A 17694-nucleotide genomic window follows, 5' to 3' on the forward strand; every position below is an offset into this window, starting at 1 on the left:
AGCGCGCCGGCCTGTGCGGCACACCGGCTCACCGAGGCAGCACCGAGTGACGCGGCTCACTCATGGTAGCCGGAAACCGGACATTTGTGACCTGGGTTACGAAACCGGTCCGAGCGCACGACGGCACCCGGACCGGCGCGGGCCGGCGCTAGTTACGGCCCCGATGCTGGGTCTCGGGCCGGTCCAGCACGGCCGCCTGCTGTTCCCACACGGAGGTGTCGGCGGGAATCCAGTGACCGCGCCGCTGCCGCTTGGCCTGCAAATACTGCGCCGCCCGGTCGCTGAGCGGGGTGGTGGCCAGCGGGACCGCGGTGACCTCGATCCCGGCGTCGGTGAGGGCGGCGACCTTGTCGGGGTTGTTGGTGAGCAGCCGCACCCGGGTCAAGCCCAGTTCGAGCAGGCTGGTCGCGGCGTGGGTGTAGGTGCGGGCGTCGGCGGGCAGGCCGAGGCGCTCATAGCTGGTGAAGGTGTCGGCGCCGGAACGTTCGCTCTCGCGGTAGCCGTGCGCCTTCGCGACCAGCCCGCAACCGCGGCCTTCCTGCTCCAGATACACCAGCACGCCGGCGCCTTCGTCCTGGATGTGGTCGAGCGATTTGGCGAGTTCGGGGCCGCAATCGCAATCCTGGGAACCGAGAGCTTCGCCGTAGAGGCAGCGCGAATGCACCCGGACCAGGCAGCCGTTGGCCGGCTCACCGAACACGAGCACATGCCCGTCCTCGGCGCCGCCCGCCACCTCCAGAACCCGGACCCTGATATCGCGCCCGCCGCGGGTGAACCGGTGACCGGTGTCGCCGGTCGGTACCGCAACTATGGTCAACGCGCCTCCTGTGTCGTACGGGGTGTGGCCCCGCCGGTTCGGTGCGCTGCGCGATCGCCGCCGAACCGAACCTGAAGTGGTGTGGTCACCGCTCTTCCGGGCCGAGCCGGACGAGTCGGTCGATCTCGCCTGCCAGCGGCATGGCGCCCGGGATATCGCCGAAGGACTGGGTCGCCACCATCGCAGCGGTCGCCCACACGTAGTCCTGTTCCTGCGCCGGGCGGCGCGCCGACAGGAGCCTATACGCCAATGCCCCCGCGAACGCGGCCCGGGCTCCCGGGGAATCGCTGAGCGCGGCGGGGAAGCGGCCGACGTCGAGATCGAGCTCCTCCGAGCGCACCGTGCACGCGAAATCGTCGATGACACAGACGGTTCGGACGCCGAGGGCGCGCAGATGGCGGGCGATGTGATCGCCGGAGGTGGCTTTGACCTCCGGCACCATTTCGTCCAGTTCCCAGGTCGCGCCCATCAGATAGTCGACCGCCCCCAGATGCTGATACAGATGCTGCGGTGCGTCCACCGGCGGGGCCGGATGCACCATCAGCAGCGGCCGCGGCCGCATCTGCCGCACCCGCGCCATCACCTGCTCGATCACCGCCAACGGCTGTTCGAAGGTCAGCAGGATCGCATCGGAGGCGGCGAGCGCGGCATGCAGGGCGGGGCCGGTGAGTTCGCGTTCGCCGAGCCGGATCCGGTCGTCCTTGCAGCCGATGCTGGCCGCCACACCGGTGGCGGTGATCATCACCGAGGTCACCGGGGTGGCGGCGTCGCGCACGACGGTCACCAGCTCGGTGTCGACGTTCTCCGCGCGCAGATAGTCCAGGATCTGCCGTCCCGCCTCGTCGTCGCCGACGGCCGCCACCAACCGCACCTCCACGCCGAGGCGGGCGGCGGCCACCGCGCGGTTGAGACCTTTGCCGCCGGGATGCGCTTCGAAACTGCCGCGGGTGGACGTGCCGGCGGCAGGGACGTGGTCGACGCGGTAGATGTGGTCGATGACGGCGTCGCCGATCACCGTCAGCACCCCGGGTGCCGGCTCGTGCGCGGCCCCGGTGTCCACACTGATGCCCGCGTCGACGGGAGTGCCGAACACCGGGCCGGTCGTCAGCAGTCCCGCCAGCGCGCTGAACGCGCGGCGTTCCGGAGTGGCCCGCAACGAGCGCACGGTCGGGGTGGGCGGGATCTGCTCGGCGCCGGCGATCTCGTGCAGCCGCTGCCACTGCTGGGTGAGGTATTCGCGCCGCTCGCCGAGATCCTGCGCGTAGAGGCGGTCCGGATCGATGCCCTCGGGCGTGTCGTCCCGTAACAGGCCCAGTGACAATTCGGCATCGGTGATCAGGCGGTGGGTCGGCGGGAGATGACGGGCGAGGTCGCGGACCACCGGGAGCACCGCCTCCTCCGGTGCGAGGCCACTGCGGTGGGCGTGGCGGCGCACCGCGGGCAGATCCAGGAGCGGTCCGACGTCGATTTCGGTGGTGCGCAAGCGTTCCGGGCTCAGACCGGACCGTTTGCACAGCCGCGTGAGGATGTTGCGCACGGCGACCATGCCCGAGTCCTGCTGGACCATGGCGTCCCCACCTTTCGGCATTTCCCGGTCGTGAACGAGGTTTAACCACCAGTCATTCCGGCAATTACCATATCGCAACGGCAATTGACCGCCATTCCCGGCAAATGACAGACTGGATGGTGAGAGAGCGCCGCACCAGACGGACGGGAGGCCCTGGTGATGACAACGACGCTGAGGTTCCGCAGCCGCCGCAGGCACACACAGCCCGACGGCCACCTCGGGACGGACCCGGACGCATCCGCAACTCGCGATAACGCCCGACCATCCCGCTCCGCACGACGGTAGCGACGCCGCGCCGGGAATGCCCGGCCCGGTCTCGGTGCCGGAGTTTGTCAGGAGGCAGCTGTGACCATCCACGCCACCGACTGGTCGATGACCAGCGATATCACTCCCGAAACAGCCCATCGGGTACCCGGTGAGTCCCGCACGCCCTGGCGGCTGAGCTGGCTACCGGATCGGCGGCTGAGCGCCGAGCAGGCCCGCGCCGGCATGGAACTCGACGAAATCGTCAGCGATCCGACGCTGGTCTATGACCAGGCGGCCCTCGCCCGCGGTGCACAGTGCGCGGGCATGCTCGGGCTGCTGTGGGAACACGCTGTCGTACTGCTCTGCAAGCGGCTCAGCGCCCGGCTGTGCGAGAGCGCGACGGTGCCCGCGGACCTGGACGAGGACTTCCGGTTCGCGGGCGGCCCGCCGTGCGTACTGAGCTGATCGCGCCGCGATATTCAGGCGCGCGCGGTGTGTTCGGAGCCCACGGCCTCGGCCAGGCTCGCGTAACCGTTCTCGCGCAGCTTCTGCGCCAGCCCACGATGAATGCGGCGCGTCCACAACAGACCGCCGTAGATGAATCCGGTGTAGCCCTGCAGCAGGCTGGCACCCGCCCGGATGCGTTCCCACGCCTGATCGACGGTTTCGATGCCGCCCACCGACACCAGCACCAACCGGTCACCGACGCGCGCGTACAGCCTGCGCAACACCTCGAGCGAACGATCGGCCACCGGGGGACCCGACAGCCCACCCGCCCCGATCTGCTGCACCGTCGCCGGATCGCTGGCCAGGCCGCTGCGTCCGATGGTGGTGTTGGTGGCCACGATCCCGGCCAGACCCAGCTCCACCGCCAGATCGGCGACGGCGTCGATATCGTCGTCGGACAGATCCGGGGCGATCTTCACCAGCACCGGCACCTCGACGGTGTCGAGCACCGCGCGCAGCAACGGCCGCAGCGACTCCACCGCCTGCAGATCACGCAGTCCAGGGGTGTTGGGGGAACTGACGTTGACGACGACGAAATCGGCGAGCGGGCCGAGCAGCCGGGCGCTGGTGGCGTAATCCTCGGCGGCATGCTCGGGTTCGACGATCTTGGTCTTACCGATATTCGCCCCGATCGGCACCGTCTTACGGCGCCGGGAGTGCAGTCGTGCGGCAGCGGCGGCCGCGCCCTCGTTGTTGAACCCCATCCGGTTGATCAGCGCGCGGTCGGCCGGCAGCCGGAACAGCCGCGGCGCGGGATTGCCGGGCTGGGCCTGCGCGGTAACGGTGCCGATCTCGGCGAAGCCGAACCCCATCGGACCCCAGGCGTCGGCGCCGGTGGCGTTCTTGTCGAAGCCGGCGGCCAGACCGAGCGGCGCCGGGAACTCCACGCCGAACACGGTGCTGCGCAAGATCGGATCGTGGTCGACCAGCAGCCGGTTCAGCACCGCGCGCGAGGGCGGGAAGGCGGTGGCCGCGCGCAGGGCGGCGAAGACGAGATGATGGATGCGTTCCGGGGGAACCAGGAACATCACCCGCAGCAATAATCGGTACAGCATCGAGCTCACATCCCCGGCTCGGCGGTGACCGGGCTGCTCAGCGGGGTGCGGCGGCGGCGAAGCAACACCCGTCGGCTGCCGTCGGTGTAGGCGCGCACCCGCGACAGTTCCCAGCCGCCGTATTCGGCCTGGATCGCCAGCCGCATCGACGCCGTCACCCTGGTCACATCCGGTGGCAGCCGCAGCGGCACGTATTCGTAATCGTCGGTGCTGGTTTCCCAGCCGGCCGGTAGCGCCGCGCGCCGGCTCGCTGCCATCACTGCCCTCTCTTCCGCTCGTCCGCGCGAATCCGCTGCAGACCGTCACCGGTCGCGGACCCGACGAACAGATCGCCGCTGCGCTCATCGACGGTCACCGAGTTCGGTTGCCCGACGGTGGGGTAGCGGCCCACTTCCTCCGGTATACCCGTCGACAGATCGAAACCGACGACTTCGTTGCTCTGCGTGCACGTCACCCAGACGATGTCCGACTCGTTGTCATAGGCGAGCGCGTAAGGCGACGATCTTACCGGGAAACGCTGATGCAGTACGAGCGGTCCGGTCGTGTACACCAGCAGTTCCCCGCCCGCGGTATCGGTGACGACGATGCGCCCGAACCGGTCGCCGATCATGTTGGTGGCCCCGTCGCCGGCCCGCAGTGCCAGCCCGAGGTGGTCTTCGGCGGGGTCGATCTCGGTGATCGAGGTCTGGTGGCGATCCAGCACCGCCACCCGGTCGCCGGCAACGGTCACCGCGTCGGCCGAGATCAACCCGTCCACGCTGTCGGTGACCTCGCCCTCGGCGTCGAGCCAGAGCACCCGGCCGTCGGCGGTGCCGATCACCAGCCCGCCGTCGGCACCCAGGTGCACCGACCGCGCGTCGGCATCGACGGGCACGTCGGTGACCGCACCGCTGGTGACGTCGACGCGCAGCACCCGCCCGGGCGCCGGGATCAGCACCTCACCAGGTGCGCCCTGGGCCACGGTGGCGCCGGGCGCCGCCAACGCGACGGTGCGCGCGCGTGTCTCGGCCGAGGGGTCGGCCGCGTCGATGAGATAAACCGCGGGGGTGCCGGCGCGCGCGTCCAGAGCGGCGATGCGGCCGGTCTTCGCCTCGGCGACCAGCGCCCCGATCGGCGCGGGCGCGCTCAGCACCGTGCCCGCGGGGGCGGCGCCCTGGTCCGGGGAAACGGCGGCGGTGGCCGGATCGCGGGTGGGCACCTTGTCCGGGTCGGTGTCGGACGAACAGCCCGCCAGCAACGCCAGCACCGTCACACCAGCCACTACTGCGGGGACCGAGCCGCGTGGGCGCATCCACGAACTCCTCTACCTTGTGACACAACCGCGAACCACACCATCTGACCACGTGCGCCGCGGTGAGCACGCGGGAGGGGTTTGGCGACCGCCTCCGGCGGATAATTGTGGCGGGGAGTTACGGTTGAGCCAGCACAGCGTCCAATGTCAGGAGTTCCGGTTGAAATCAGAACATCCTTCGGGATTTTCGATCGATGACTTAACAATTGGTTCGTTTGCTCATGGTTTCGGGACGACCGACGACGGCCGCCCCTTCGCCTTCCGCACGGTCCGCTCCACGCTGCGCCTCGAGATCTACCGCCCCGACCTCGACACCGAGGTACCCGCCCCCGAAGACGTCGTCGCCGTCGCCGAGGTCAAGGTCACCGATATCGACCTCGACGACGAACGCAGCGTGACCGCCCTCGTGCGTGACCTGGTGCCAGAGGCCGTCCCCACCGTCGCCGACCGCGACGTCACCACCGTCCGGGCGTTGCTCGGCCGAATCAGCTCCGTGATCGATGGTATGTAGGTAGTGATGCGTTACACACCCTTCTCCCGCGCCGTCCGACCTGTCCGCGCCGCACTGGCGGCCGCGACGCTGGTCGCGCTGGCCGCCGCCTCGGCCTGTGGTTCGGGAGTCGACGACGATGCCGTCGCCGCCGCCCGCTCCGCGGCGAACGCGGCCCTGTCGTCATCGGCGGCCGCCACCTCCTCGTCGGTCGCCGCGCGGGTGCTGCCGACCGCCGCCGAACTCGACGCCCAGATCAAACGGGCGCTGGATCCGGCGTTGCCCGATGCGGAACGCACCGCGCTCATCGAAGACGGTGAGGCGTTCCGCGACGCCATCCCGGACATGTACAAGGCGTTGCAGGACAATCCGCACGCCGTCTACGGCGTCACCGATCCGGTGTTCGACAACCACGACGGCACCCTGACCGCCACCATGCGCCTGGACAAGGACGGCACCGGCACCCAGATCCGCACCACCGTCGTGCATTTCGTCTACCTCGACGGCAAGTGGAAGATCTCGCGCACCGATCTGTGCGGCATCCTGCGCTCGGCCGACTACCGCACCCCGGCCTGCGGCTGACCCGGCGACCGCACCGATACCGATGATCTCCACTGGCTCGCAACGGTGGGGGCGGTTCGTCTACCGCCACCGCTATCTCGTCTTCGCCGTCTTCCTGCTCGCGGTCGCCCTCTCGGGTTTCTACGGTCGCGACCTATCGGGCCGGTTGACCCAGGAGGGCTGGTTCGACGAATCCAGCGAATCGGTCGCCGCGTCGAAACTGGCCGACGCCACCTTCGGCCGCGACACCGACAGCGATCTGATCCTGCTCTACGCCGCCCCCGACGGCCGCACCGTCGACGACCCGGACATCCGGGCCGCGGTCACCGCCCAGCTGGCCGGCCTGCAGGCCGAGCATCCCGACCGCGTCCTCAAGATCGACAGCTACTGGGACAGCGCGTTCACCAGCGGGTTCGCCGACGACTCGCGTACCCATGCCTTCGCCAGCGTCGGTCTGCGCGGCGAGGGCACCGCCACCGTCGACAACTACACCGCCATCAAATCCGATCTGCACGCCGGGGTCCCCGGCGCCGGGCCCGCGGGCACCACCGTCCAGCTCGCCGGGCTGCAACCGGTGGTGGAGGGCATCAACCACGGCATGCAGGACGACATCCATCGCGCCGAGTTGATCGCGCTGCCGATCGTGGCGATCCTGCTGTATTTCGTGTTCGGCGGCGTCATCGCCGCCCTGCTGCCGGTGCTGATCGGCGGGATGACGATCCTCGGCACCCAGGGCATCATGCGGCTGCTCACCGACCACATCGAGGTCAACGTGTTCGCCAGCGCGGTGGTGACATTGGTGAGCCTCGGCCTGGCCATCGACTACGGGCTGTTCACCGTCACCCGGTTCCGGGAGGAGCTGGCGGCCGGACGCAGTGTCGAGGACGCGGTGGCGCGCACCGTCGCCACCGCGGGACGCACGGTGCTGTTCTCGGCGGCGATCATCGCCGTCAGCCTCGGTGCGCTGCTCATCTACCCGAACGGGGTGCTGCGGTCGGTGCCCTACGGTGGCATCAGCTCGGTGCTGCTGGCCGCGGTGTTGTCGGTGACGGCGCTGCCCGCGGTGCTGGCCATCATCGGGCACCGCATCGATCTGTGGGGCTGGCATCGGTTCGCCAAATCCAAAACCGCCGAAGAGATCGACGCGGGGTTCTTCTCCCGGCTGGCGATTCTGGCGATGAAACGGCCGTGGCTGGTGATCGTGCCGATCGTGCTGGCGCTGCTGGCATTGATCGTGCCGTTCCGTCATATCGAATTCGGCGGGCTGAGCGAACGTTATCTCGCCGACGACAATCCCGCGCGCGTCGCGCAGGAACAGTTCGATGAGCTGTTCCCCGGCTTCCGCACCGAACCGCTGAAACTGGTGGTGGTGGGCGCCGACCCGCAGCAGCTCAGCGATATCCGCTTCCAGGCCAACCACACTCCCGGTTTGACCGGGCCGTTCGAACCGGCAGCGCCCACCAAAGACGGCATCAACGTCCTCAACGCCGGCCTGGTCGACGAACGCGCGGCCGACACCGCCATCGCCACGCTGCGCGGCATCGACGCACCGGACGGTGTACGGGTGATGGTGGCCGGGGTGCCCGCCCTCGAACGCGACAGCATCAACGGCCTCATCGAAGGGCTTCCGTTGCTGGCGGCGCTGCTGGTGGCCGCGGCCCTGGTGTTGATGTATCTGGCGTTCCGGTCGATGGTGCTCGCGGTCAAGGCGGTGGCCATGTCGGCGCTGAGCCTCGGCGCCACCCTCGGCATCCTGACCTGGATCTTCGTCGAAGGACACGGCGCGGAGCTGTTCGATTTCACCCCGGGCCCGTTGATGTTCGCGGTGCTGGTGCTGATCGTGACGGTGGTATTCGGCCTGTCCACCGATTACGAGGTGTTTCTGCTGTCGCGGATGTCGGAGGCGCGCGCCGAGGGCGCCGACCCGCCCGAGGCGATCCGCTACGGCATCGCCCACACCGGTGGTGTGATCACCTCGGCGGCGGCGATCCTCATCGTCGTCACCGGAGCGTTCGGGTTCTCCGATCTGGTGCTGATGAAATACATCGCCTACGGCATGATCGCGGCGCTGATCCTGGACGCGACGGTGGTGCGGATGCTGCTCACGCCCGCACTGCTGAAGCTCATCTGGCGTGATCGACGCCGACCCGGCCGGGCGCAGCCGGCCGTCGCTGACGTCGAAAAGGCTTCGGATCCGGTCTGATCCGTCAGACATCGCGTCGACGATCGGTGTGCTCCGAGGCCCTCCACTGCTGAGAAACCGTCCAGTCGGGTTCAGGGCAGGATCTTGACAGATCATTGATCGGCCGGCGGTCATCCGCCGCCGTGAGGTGGTCGATCATTGGTGCCTCGGAAGGACAATCGAACGATGCGTGTCATCAAGCGCGGAGCCCGCCTGGGCTTGGCCGTCGCGGCGATTCTTACTGGATCGCTGACCATGGCCGCCCCGGCGAATGCCGCCTCATCCCCGGTCGCGGCATGCGGCGGGGGCAGCTATCACGTCATCGATAGCCACAACCTGGACGGCCTGGCGACGATCTATCTGCTCTACAACGGCAGAACCAACTGCGTCGTCACGTGGAAGACCGCCTACATCGGCACCAAGACCGGCCTGCGGGCCGGTGTCGGCATCTGGGGGGCCGATCAGCCACAGATCGACCAGGGCTTCTACGCCTACTACGCCGGACCGGTCAAGGTGGATGCTCCCGGCAAATGCATCGGGTGGGGCGGCCTCGCGCACAAGCCGGGTGCAGCACGGGCTGTCGAATGGAACGCGCCGGGGCCGAGTCACTGCGGCTGATCCTGGTGGCCTCGCATGCCGGGGCCACCACGACCGGCCGCGTGTGCGATAGGCCGGGACGGCGAGCCGCTGGACTCTCCGGCTACCGGAGGGCTCATGATCAGAGCATGATCGTCGAGGGTGTCGAGGCGCGCGGCATGCAGCACTGCGAGACCACCGCGCTCGGAGTGCTGCTGCGGCATCAAGGGCTTGAACTGTCCGAGCCGATGCTCTTCGGTCTCGGTGCCGGGCTGTCGTTCGTCTATTGGGGCAGCAAGACATTGGATTTCCCGTTCCTCGGCGGGCGGGTCAAGCCGTTCGAGTTGACCAGGAACCTGGCGGGCACGCTCGGGCTCGGGCTCGAGGTGCGGGAAACCAGGTCCGCGCGCAAGGCTTGGCAGAACGTGGCGTGCGACATCGAGGCGGGCCGGCCCGTCGGGTTGCAGCTCGACAGCTACTACCTGGACTACTTCGGGTCGAGGGTGCACTTCGGTGGGCACATCGTCGCCCTGTACGGCTACGACTCGGACACCGCCTACCTGGTGGACACCGAACAGCAAGGCGGCGCCGTCACCACCAGCCTGGACAGCCTGGCCCAGGCCAGGGCCGCGCGCGGACCGATGACGGCCCAGCATCGCTCGTTCACCCTTACCGTCCCGAGTGAGGTGACCGAGGTAGGGCTCCGGATCGTCCCCGCCATTACCGCCTGCGCCCGCGCCTTCCTGCACCCGCCGATCGCCAATCTCGGCTATCGCGGAATCGCCAAGGCAAGCACGATGATCCCTACCTGGTTCGACCGCACCGACAACCCGCAGCGCGACCTGCCGCAGGCCGCGCTGCTGATGGAGAGGGGCGGCACCGGCGGCGCCCTGTTCCGCAACCTGTACCGCGACTTTCTCGGCGAATGCCGCGACATCCTCGATAGCGACAACCTGCGCACCGGTCACCGGCTATACACCGACGCCGCCGACGGGTGGACGGAGGTCGCCACCCTGATCGCGGAGGCCGGCCGATCAGGGGATCGGCACCTGCTGGACCGGGCAGGCACGCTGCTCGGCGACCTGTCTCGCCTCGAGCACGAAGCGATGGAGGTACTGAGTCGTCTCGGAGCCGATGACGTGGCTCTGAGCTGATCATTGCGAACGTCCGGGGGCCGCAGGGTGTCGGCCACCGCGATCGCGACCGTCGTTGGGTGAGCGCCGCAATGATGAGCTGTCGCAGCGGCTGGGTTCGGCCGGACTGAAATCCACAGAGTTCTCTCACACGACAGGGGAGTTCGACGTCGGCCCGGGACAGTAGAGTCCGCCGAGAACGACGAGGAGATCGAACATGGTTGGTGGACGCCACGGATTCCTGTTGCCGGCCGGCATGGCCTCGGTCGCGGCGGGTGCGTTGCACCTGTTCGGGGCCGGGCTGCACACCGAGCACGCGACGCTGGCCCGGCTGATGGTGCTGCTGGCGGCCGCGCAATGCGCGGCAGGCCTGCTGGCCACGGTCACGACACGAAAAGTCGTGCCCGCCATGGTGATCGGGGTGAACCTCGTGGCCGTCGCGGTGTGGGGGTACACGCGGTTGGCCGGGCTGCCGTGGCCCGACGGGTTGTCCGCGGCGGAATCACCGCAGTTGCTCGACACAGTGTGCGCGGTGCTGGGCGCGCTGGCGATCGCCGGTGCCGTGCTCGCCCTGGTGCGGCCCGCCGCGACGTTGCCCACCACGTCGACCGCGACCGCCGCCGGCCTGGCCGGAGCCCTCGCTGTGGCGGCGATGCTCGGCGGCGCCGGACATGTGCACAGCCATGGCGCCGGCGGCCACTCCCATGCCGCCGGCGAAGAGCACACCGGCCACGACCACGACACCGGCGCCGCATGGCCGCGGCCGTGGGATCCGGCGAACCCGATCGATGTCTCGGGTGTGCCCGGCGTGACGCCCGCGCAGGAGCAGCGCGCCGCCGAACTGATCCGCACCACCCTGGACACGTTGCCCGCCTTCGCCGACGTCAGCACGATCGGCGCCCTGGGTTTCCGTTCCATCGGCGACGCGTCCACCGGCCACGAGCACTACATCAACACCGCCTACATCCGCGACGACCGTTTCCTCGATCCCGCCTACCCGGAGTCGCTGGTGTACCAGGTCGACGGCGATCGGCGCACTCTGGTCTCGGCGATGTACATCGCCAAGGACAAGAAGATCGACGATCCCGAACTGGTGGATTTCGGCGGCCCGCTGATGCAATGGCATGTGCACGACAACCTGTGCTGGAAGCGCGGCGACAACGGTCCGGTCGTCGCCGGTGTCACCGACGACCAGGGCACGTGCCCGCCGGGTTCGGTCAACCCGGGCGCGGGCAACCCGATGGTGCACGTGTGGATCACCGCCCATCACTGCGGCCCCTTCGCCGCCCTCGAAGGCCACGGAGCCGGACAAGCCGTCGGCACCGACGGCCGCCGCACCGACACCTGCGCCCACGATCACTCCGGCGGTCACCGCTGAACCACCCCTGCCGTCATACGAGAGGCGCAGGTCTCAGCCGCGAAACGATGCGCACTCCCGGGACCCTCGCATCCGTGGGAATCACGGGCCGTGTGGACGGCGGTCCGAACGAGCATTACCGCTGAAGGGGTTCGGATCGGACCGTGGGAGGTCAGGTGGCAGGGCGCTCGGCGAACCGGCAGCAGACATCCTCGTTCAGACCATCCCACTGGACATCACCGGTGTCATAGGCGGCTGAACGGCCGATCCGTGGGCAGGTCACGGCCCGCGGCCTCAGAGCGCGAAGGTGAGCAGGGCCGGGGCGATGTAGTCGGTGGGGTCGAGCAGTGCGTGCAGCTCGGGTCGCCTGTCCGCCGGTATCCGGTCCAGCTCGCTGCGCAACGGCTGATCGTAGGTGGCGGCGGGGGCGGTGAACCCGGGCAGCCAATTGTCGTGATGGGCGGGCACGAAGATCTTGGGGCGGATGGCTTCGATGTAGGTGCGTGGGTCGCGCAGGCCGTTGGTGAGCTGGTTGAAGCCTTGGATGGCGCCGATCTGCAGGTCGGTGGGAGGCAGGCCGGCGAAGACGTCGAACACGTGCGGCGCCTTCTCGGTGAGTGGGCCGGCCGAGTCGTGCCAGACCAGCGAGAAGCCGCCTGCGCGAAGCTGATACAGCAGGCAGCCGCCCTCCTCGTCGCGCAGGCGCGGCAGGCCGACGCGCAGGTCGTCGAGAGTCGGGGGATGTTCGGTGATCGCACACAGATCCGGCACCGGGAAGAACGGTGCCGAACCGTTGACCGGGTCGGGTGCGGTGGGCCCGGAATGCAGATGCCGCACCGCCGTCACCTCGATATCGCCGATGCGGAACTCGTGGATGTGCCCCGGCGGCGTGCCCGCATCACCGAGCGCGATGGTGCCGAACCCCGGATCCGGCACCTGCGCCCGGATCGTCGCGCAATGTTCGGCGGTGCCGTGCACGACCGCACCACTGGCCTGCGCGATCCGGCCCGCGTCACCCGCGTGGTCGAAATGCCCGTGCCCGATCAGGATCGCCGCAGGCTGGAGATCGGCGAGATCCTGCGCGGTCGCAGGCACATACCCGGCGCTGCTCAACCGCGGCACCCACGCGTCCAGCAACACCACGGTGCCGGCGAACGCCACCGCGTATGTCGCACATCCCACCCACGACAGCACCACCCGGTCCGCGCGCACCGCACCGGTCATGGGGTCGACGACGTCGCCACCGAAAAACCGCTGCCGCGCCGCCACCGTCCGGGGCTCGGCCCCCGCGGCCGCCCCCGCACCGAGCGCGACCAACGCGCCCGCGCCGAGCGCACCGCCCAGCATCATCCGCCTGCTCATCAACCGCCGCGCCACATCGCACACGCTGCAACAACACCACGTGCCGGGCGTCCGGACAAGGATTCGGGTTCACCGCGGCGGATCGTTGTCGTCGCTCGGCCACCAGATCACCAGCGCCACGACTGCCACCGGAATGCCGATCGCGTCTCGGAGCAGTCGGGCGTAGTCGATTTTGTCGTCGGGCCAGGCGGTGGATCGGCCGATGTGGCGGCCTTTGGCTTCGGCGACTGCGCGGGCGTGGGCGGCGCGTTCGGCGGTGAAGGTGCGTTCCATCTCTGCGAACAGCGCGAGCAGCAGGAACGCGATGCGGGCCATGCCTTCGTCGGCGGTGTTGATCGGGATGGGGTCGGCGAGGGTGTACGCCGATTCCTTTCTCGCTGAGGTCGTGGACGAGGTTCAGTACTTCGCGCAGGTTTCGGCCGAGCCGGTCGAGGGTGTAGGCGACGATGGTGTCGCCGGGGGGTGCGTATTCGAGCAGTTTGGTCAGGCCGGGCCGGGCGACGGTGTCACCGGTCTTCTTGTCGATGTAGATCCGTTCGTCGGGCAGTCCGGTGTTGGCGAGGGCGTCGAGCCGGAGAGAAGTGCTTGCGCTGCATACTTCACCGATAGAACCGAACCGCTTCGCTCAGGGCACGAGCCTGGCCATCGCGGCATGCGGCAGCGACGGATTGGCTGCCGCTGCTTTCACTACCTGCCAGTCTTCGTCGTCGAGCAGTTCAACGATGATCGCCGGTGGCAGGGCACGGTGGCCGGCGGCCCATGGTCTGGCCTGGCGATCGGTGAGGCACGCGAGCAGAGCTGCGGCCGTCGCGTTGGAGTGGCGGGCGATCTCACGGAACGCCTTGCGTACCGGAGGCCGGTGTTGTGCCAGGTCCTCCAGCAGGGATGACGTGGTGTCAGGATTTGCTGCGACCTTCGCCATCACCCGGACACCGTGCGATGCGACCATCGCCCGCAACTGGGCTTCGGACAGGCCCGGGTGCGGCGCGATGGACTCGAGCACCTTCGCATCCGGGTCGCGGGCGAGCGCGTCACGCAGCCCGGTCGGCAGATCGCGTCGCTGGGCGATGAGCATCCGCAGGGTCGAGTTCGGGGACGCGGCCAGTTCCTCGGCCTCGGCCGTCGAGGCTGAGCCGATACGCGGTAGCAGAGTCGAGCCGATCCGGGTGGCCTCGGCAAGGTGGGAGAGGACGTCGAGTGGCAGGCGCGGATGGTGGGCCAGTCGGCGCTGGACATCGTGGCCACGGTCGAAGGCCAGGGCACGGATCGTGCCTTCGTCGATGGCGGGGTTGTCCGCGAGATGCGCGCGAACCCATGGGACAGAATCCTCGGCGAGCCTCGCGTAGAGGTGCTGCGGCAGATCGGTGCGTGCTGCCAGTTCACAGCGAAGCAGTGTCGAGGAGTGGTCGGCGAAGCCCACCGCCGCGTCGACCGGTGTGGCCGGGTTCCGCAGGGCCATCTGCTGGATCTCGTGCACGGTGGATTCGTGGGAGCCGCTACAGGAAGCGCCCGGTGGCAGAACACAGTCGGGCCGCGGGCAGTTCGGGTCGTGAACGAAAGGAATTGGCTCGCGGTCGCAGACCAGGCAGGAGCGTGCCGGCGGCAGCCCAACACCGGTCAGCAGCGCTGCCAGCGCGGCGGGCGGCGCGGCCTCGTTGGCCGCCACCGCGCGGCGGACCGAAGCATGGGGGATGCGCCGCAAGCTCGGCGGCAACATCCGTTGTCGCCCACAGTGCAAGCTCCGCGACGACCCTGACGTCGGGATCGCAGGCCAGCGTCTGCGTCACATCGCGCGGCAGACCAGGACAGGCCGCCAACTTCTCCCGGTTGTCCACTAACGGATCGGCTGCCAGTAGGCGTGCCCACTCCGGCCTGCCGGAGCCCGCCTCCAGCAGGGCGAGCGCGACACGCGGGTGAGCCAGCGGATCAACATCTTCGGCGGCGAATCGACCAGCGCGAGCGAGCCGTACCGCGGCCCCCTCGAAGCGCGCGAGCGCGGCCACCTGTGTGCCGATCAGGTCCGGGCGGCAGGCCAGAACCTCGGCGAGGTCGGTGTCCGCAACCGCGATGAGCCGATCGACCAGCTCCGATGGCAGCGCGGGGTTCTCGGCCAGCCCGTGGAGATCATGACGCACAGCCCGATCCTGCCCCAGCAGGCGATCGAACGGCCAGCGGATACGAGCAGCATGCCATAGGAATATGACCTCGGCCGTTCCGCTTCCCTGGTAACGAGACAACGCGCGCCGGTGGCCCTGGCGGTCCGGGCCGACCGTGGCGAAGGCTGAAGCAGGGGCACAAGGCAGGAGAGCGTCAATGTCCAAGTCCCGGTGGTAAGGGCGGCGGGAAGATGACCGCCGCCGCGGCCGCTCACGTCCAGTCCGCATCAGCGAAGAATCCGAGCAGCAGTTCGGCGAAGTCAGGCTTCGCCTTCCTGCCACCGGACGCCGACACATACGCCCATAAGCGGGAATCAATCACACAGGGCGAGGCGGGTGAAAGCTTCGAGGGCGGTATCGATGGGATGGGGTCGGCGGAGGGAGCCGGGGGTTTTCCAGCGCTGGAGGTTCACCATCACCGACATCTGGCGGGCGCCGTCGTCGCTGATCATCGATACCGCGCCGGCACCCCAGGCCGAGCCCTCGTGGCCCCAGAAGGTGCCGTGACCGGGGATGGTCGTCTTCTGCAAACCCAGGCCGTAGTCGATGAGCTCGCCTTCGAAGGAGATGACCGGGACGGTGCGCTGCATCTGCGTCAGCGATTCCCGGCTGATGATCTCGCCGTCCGCAAGCAGGCGGTAGAAGCGGTTGAGGTCGGCGACGGTGGAGATGAGTGATGCCGCGGGCCCGACCCACGACATGTCGTACACGCTGTAGTCGCGGGGCGGGTCGATCATGCCGAACCATGCCTCGTAGTGCAGTGAATGCGGGCCGGTGAGGTACGGGCCGTCCGGCAGTTCGGTGTCGCGCAGTCCGGCCCGCTCGATGACGTCACGGGTGATGACTTTCTCGGCCGTGACACCGGTGACCGACTCCAGGAGTTGGCCCAGCAGTAGGTAATTGGTGTTCGAGTACACCCCCGGTGTGGCGCCGGGCTTCCCGGTCGCGGGTGCGGATACGCCCATTTCGATCAGCTCGGTCGGATGAAAGCGGGTGAACCGCTGCTCATCCAGGCTCGCCGGTGTCGTTGCGGCCAGATCGGGGAAGGCTGCCAGCGACGGGTAGGCGTGCGGGAGGTATTCGGCGAGCCCGCTGGTGTGATTGATCAGCATCCGGACCGTGATCGCCGAAGCTCGTTCGCCGGGTACCAGCCGCGGCAGGTAATGGCCGATGGGTGTGTCCAGTCCGATCGCGCCTGCCTCGACCTGCCGCAGGACGGCGGCGGCGGTGAAGGTCTTGGTGAGGCTGCCGACGCGGTGACGCATGTCGGCGCTGACGGGGCGGCCGGTGGCCAGATCGGCGATGCCCGCGGCGCCCTGCCAGGTGTGCTCGCCGGCACGTACTTCCGCGAAAACTCCTGGCATACCTGCGTGATGCACTGCGTCCAGGGCGGTCTGGAGTGCGGCGGGCTCGAGGGTGTCGGTCACGGCGAAGGTCCTCTCGGTGTCGATGGGTGCGGATTCGAGCCGCGGCCGGTTCACCGACCGCGCCCGAGGCCCCACCACTATCGACCGGCCCGCCCCTGCCGGTATTGGAAAAATTCTCCCCACGCCCGGTGCCGGTGCCGGGCGATCGGCGGCAGATAGTGCGTGGTCAGCGCGCCCGGTGTGCGGTCGGTGAAGATCGAGACGTCACGGCACAGATGGGCCTGATCGACGTACCCGCACTCGGCGGCGACCTCGGCGGCGGGTCGTCCGGCCAGCAGCGCGTCGACCGCGCACCGGAATCGGACCAGCATCGCCGCCCGCTTGGGGGTGAGGCCGATCTGCGACTCGAATCGCGCCCCGAACCGTTTGTGGCTCCATCCGACGGACGCGGCGAGCTCACCGACGCGGACCTGTCCACCGGAGCCGATGATGCGATGCCAACCCGCCAGGATCTCCGGATCCGGGGTGCGCGCCGAGTTGTCCCATTGCGCCAGGAACGCTTTCGTCACCGCGAAACGCTCATCCCAGCTGCGGCAGGCGGCCAGTTGCGCACGTAGACGCCGGGCACGCGGACCCCAGAGATCCTCCAGATCGACCGCGCCGCGGCCCAATTCAGCGACGAGACCGCCCCACAGCGAGTAGGCCTGGATCGGCGACACACGGACCTCGACGCATTCGGCTCGTTCGCTGCGCACGCGCATCGCTTCGAGCGGCAGCCCGGCGAGGAAGCCGCCGACCCTGCGCCGCCCGAAGGCGTCCTCGACGACGGGGTCGGCGTCCCCGAACGGGATCACCAGGGTGACCGCCGCCGCCCCGGCCACCTGGAGATCCAATCCGGTGCCACCGACATCGCGGTAGCCGATGATGGCGGCACCCGCGGGCGCGGCAGCGGCCGGGCCCGCGATATCCCAGGCCGGTGCGCCGCCGAGCTCCACAACGTCCATTCCGCCAGATTACGGAGACCACA

18 protein-coding genes and 1 pseudogene are annotated in these 17694 nt (G+C 69.0%); 7 read left to right on the forward strand and 12 right to left on the reverse strand.

The genetic code is table 11. The annotated features are described in order from the left end of the window. Positions 1-148: 148 nt before the first annotated feature. Complete coding sequence (locus tag AC4HOU_RS22075) at positions 149-817, reverse strand: GTP cyclohydrolase II (protein WP_194990826.1); 669 nt, start codon at positions 815-817, stop codon at positions 149-151. Positions 818-902: 85 nt separating this feature from the next. Beyond that, positions 903-2384 (reverse strand): PfkB family carbohydrate kinase, encoded by a 1482-nt coding sequence (locus AC4HOU_RS22080; protein WP_195019347.1) that lies wholly within the window; start codon positions 2382-2384, stop codon positions 903-905. 345 nt (positions 2385-2729) lie between these two features. Between AC4HOU_RS22080 and AC4HOU_RS22085 the strand changes: the two genes are divergently transcribed. Continuing rightward, positions 2730-3095, forward strand: coding sequence for a hypothetical protein (locus tag AC4HOU_RS22085; RefSeq protein ID WP_195019346.1), 366 nt, complete (start codon positions 2730-2732; stop codon positions 3093-3095). 14 nt (positions 3096-3109) lie between these two features. On the opposite strand, the gene AC4HOU_RS22090 is transcribed toward AC4HOU_RS22085, so the two are convergent. Genes AC4HOU_RS22090 through AC4HOU_RS22100 form a run of 3 tightly spaced genes read right to left on the reverse strand, consistent with a single transcriptional unit; the run spans position 3110 to position 5483 of the window. Beyond that, positions 3110-4189: a quinone-dependent dihydroorotate dehydrogenase gene (locus AC4HOU_RS22090; protein ID WP_163815444.1), complete on the reverse strand. Its 1080-nt coding sequence runs from the start codon at positions 4187-4189 to the stop codon at positions 3110-3112. An 8-nt stretch (positions 4190-4197) separates the two neighbouring features. Next, the gene (locus AC4HOU_RS22095) at positions 4198-4449 is read right to left on the reverse strand and encodes a DUF5703 family protein (protein WP_130916523.1); all 252 of its coding nucleotides are present in this window, start codon (positions 4447-4449) and stop codon (positions 4198-4200) included. Then, entirely contained in the window at positions 4449-5483 is a 1035-nt protein-coding gene (locus tag AC4HOU_RS22100; protein ID WP_194990829.1) for an NHL repeat-containing protein, read from the reverse strand. Before AC4HOU_RS22100 ends, AC4HOU_RS22095 begins: the two co-directional genes overlap by 1 nt. A gap of 160 nt (positions 5484-5643) precedes the next feature. On the opposite strand from AC4HOU_RS22100, the gene AC4HOU_RS22105 reads away from it, so the two are divergent. The 6 genes from AC4HOU_RS22105 to AC4HOU_RS22130 all read left to right on the forward strand — a co-directional run bounded on the left by AC4HOU_RS22105 (position 5644) and on the right by AC4HOU_RS22130 (position 11803). Further along, positions 5644-5994 carry a hypothetical protein gene (locus tag AC4HOU_RS22105; protein ID WP_163815380.1) on the forward strand — a complete coding sequence of 117 codons (351 nt, stop codon included), beginning with the start codon at positions 5644-5646 and terminating at the stop codon, positions 5992-5994. A 6-nt stretch (positions 5995-6000) separates the two neighbouring features. Continuing rightward, positions 6001-6555 (forward strand): WKL family lipoprotein, encoded by a 555-nt coding sequence (locus AC4HOU_RS22110; RefSeq protein WP_194990830.1) that lies wholly within the window; start codon positions 6001-6003, stop codon positions 6553-6555. Between the two features lie 22 nt (positions 6556-6577). Then, positions 6578-8737 carry an MMPL family transporter gene (locus tag AC4HOU_RS22115; RefSeq protein WP_195019345.1) on the forward strand — a complete coding sequence of 720 codons (2160 nt, stop codon included), beginning with the start codon at positions 6578-6580 and terminating at the stop codon, positions 8735-8737. Positions 8738-8902: 165 nt separating this feature from the next. Beyond that, positions 8903-9334, forward strand: a complete 432-nt coding sequence (locus tag AC4HOU_RS22120; protein ID WP_228806514.1) for a hypothetical protein — start codon at positions 8903-8905, stop codon at positions 9332-9334. A gap of 107 nt (positions 9335-9441) precedes the next feature. Then, positions 9442-10446 carry a BtrH N-terminal domain-containing protein gene (locus AC4HOU_RS22125; protein ID WP_194990832.1) on the forward strand — a complete coding sequence of 335 codons (1005 nt, stop codon included), beginning with the start codon at positions 9442-9444 and terminating at the stop codon, positions 10444-10446. A 196-nt stretch (positions 10447-10642) separates the two neighbouring features. Then, positions 10643-11803: a hypothetical protein gene (locus AC4HOU_RS22130; protein ID WP_195019344.1), complete on the forward strand. Its 1161-nt coding sequence runs from the start codon at positions 10643-10645 to the stop codon at positions 11801-11803. A 273-nt stretch (positions 11804-12076) separates the two neighbouring features. On the opposite strand, the gene AC4HOU_RS22135 is transcribed toward AC4HOU_RS22130, so the two are convergent. From AC4HOU_RS22135 to AC4HOU_RS22165, 7 genes and pseudogenes are all read right to left on the reverse strand, one after another. Then, positions 12077-13159, reverse strand: coding sequence for an MBL fold metallo-hydrolase (locus tag AC4HOU_RS22135; RefSeq protein ID WP_324197297.1), 1083 nt, complete (start codon positions 13157-13159; stop codon positions 12077-12079). Positions 13160-13213: 54 nt separating this feature from the next. Then, positions 13214-13459, reverse strand: a complete 246-nt coding sequence (locus tag AC4HOU_RS22140; protein ID WP_228815073.1) for a hypothetical protein — start codon at positions 13457-13459, stop codon at positions 13214-13216. Between the two features lie 52 nt (positions 13460-13511). Continuing rightward, a pseudogene (locus AC4HOU_RS22145) lies at positions 13512-13751 on the reverse strand (recombinase family protein); the annotation flags it as partial. A gap of 18 nt (positions 13752-13769) precedes the next feature. Continuing rightward, a complete protein-coding gene (locus tag AC4HOU_RS22150) occupies positions 13770-14564 on the reverse strand; it encodes a hypothetical protein (RefSeq protein WP_490725107.1) in 795 nt (264 codons plus the stop codon). Between the two features lie 76 nt (positions 14565-14640). Then, positions 14641-15279, reverse strand: a complete 639-nt coding sequence (locus AC4HOU_RS22155) for a hypothetical protein (RefSeq protein ID WP_490725108.1) — start codon at positions 15277-15279, stop codon at positions 14641-14643. Between the two features lie 335 nt (positions 15280-15614). Continuing rightward, positions 15615-16727 (reverse strand): serine hydrolase domain-containing protein, encoded by a 1113-nt coding sequence (locus AC4HOU_RS22160; protein ID WP_490725109.1) that lies wholly within the window; start codon positions 16725-16727, stop codon positions 15615-15617. A gap of 77 nt (positions 16728-16804) precedes the next feature. Continuing rightward, the gene (locus AC4HOU_RS22165) at positions 16805-17671 is read right to left on the reverse strand and encodes a helix-turn-helix domain-containing protein (protein ID WP_194991553.1); all 867 of its coding nucleotides are present in this window, start codon (positions 17669-17671) and stop codon (positions 16805-16807) included. Between the last annotated feature and the right edge of the window lie 23 nt (positions 17672-17694).

The sequence above is a fragment of the Nocardia sp. JCM 38205 genome, assembly GCF_058222935.1.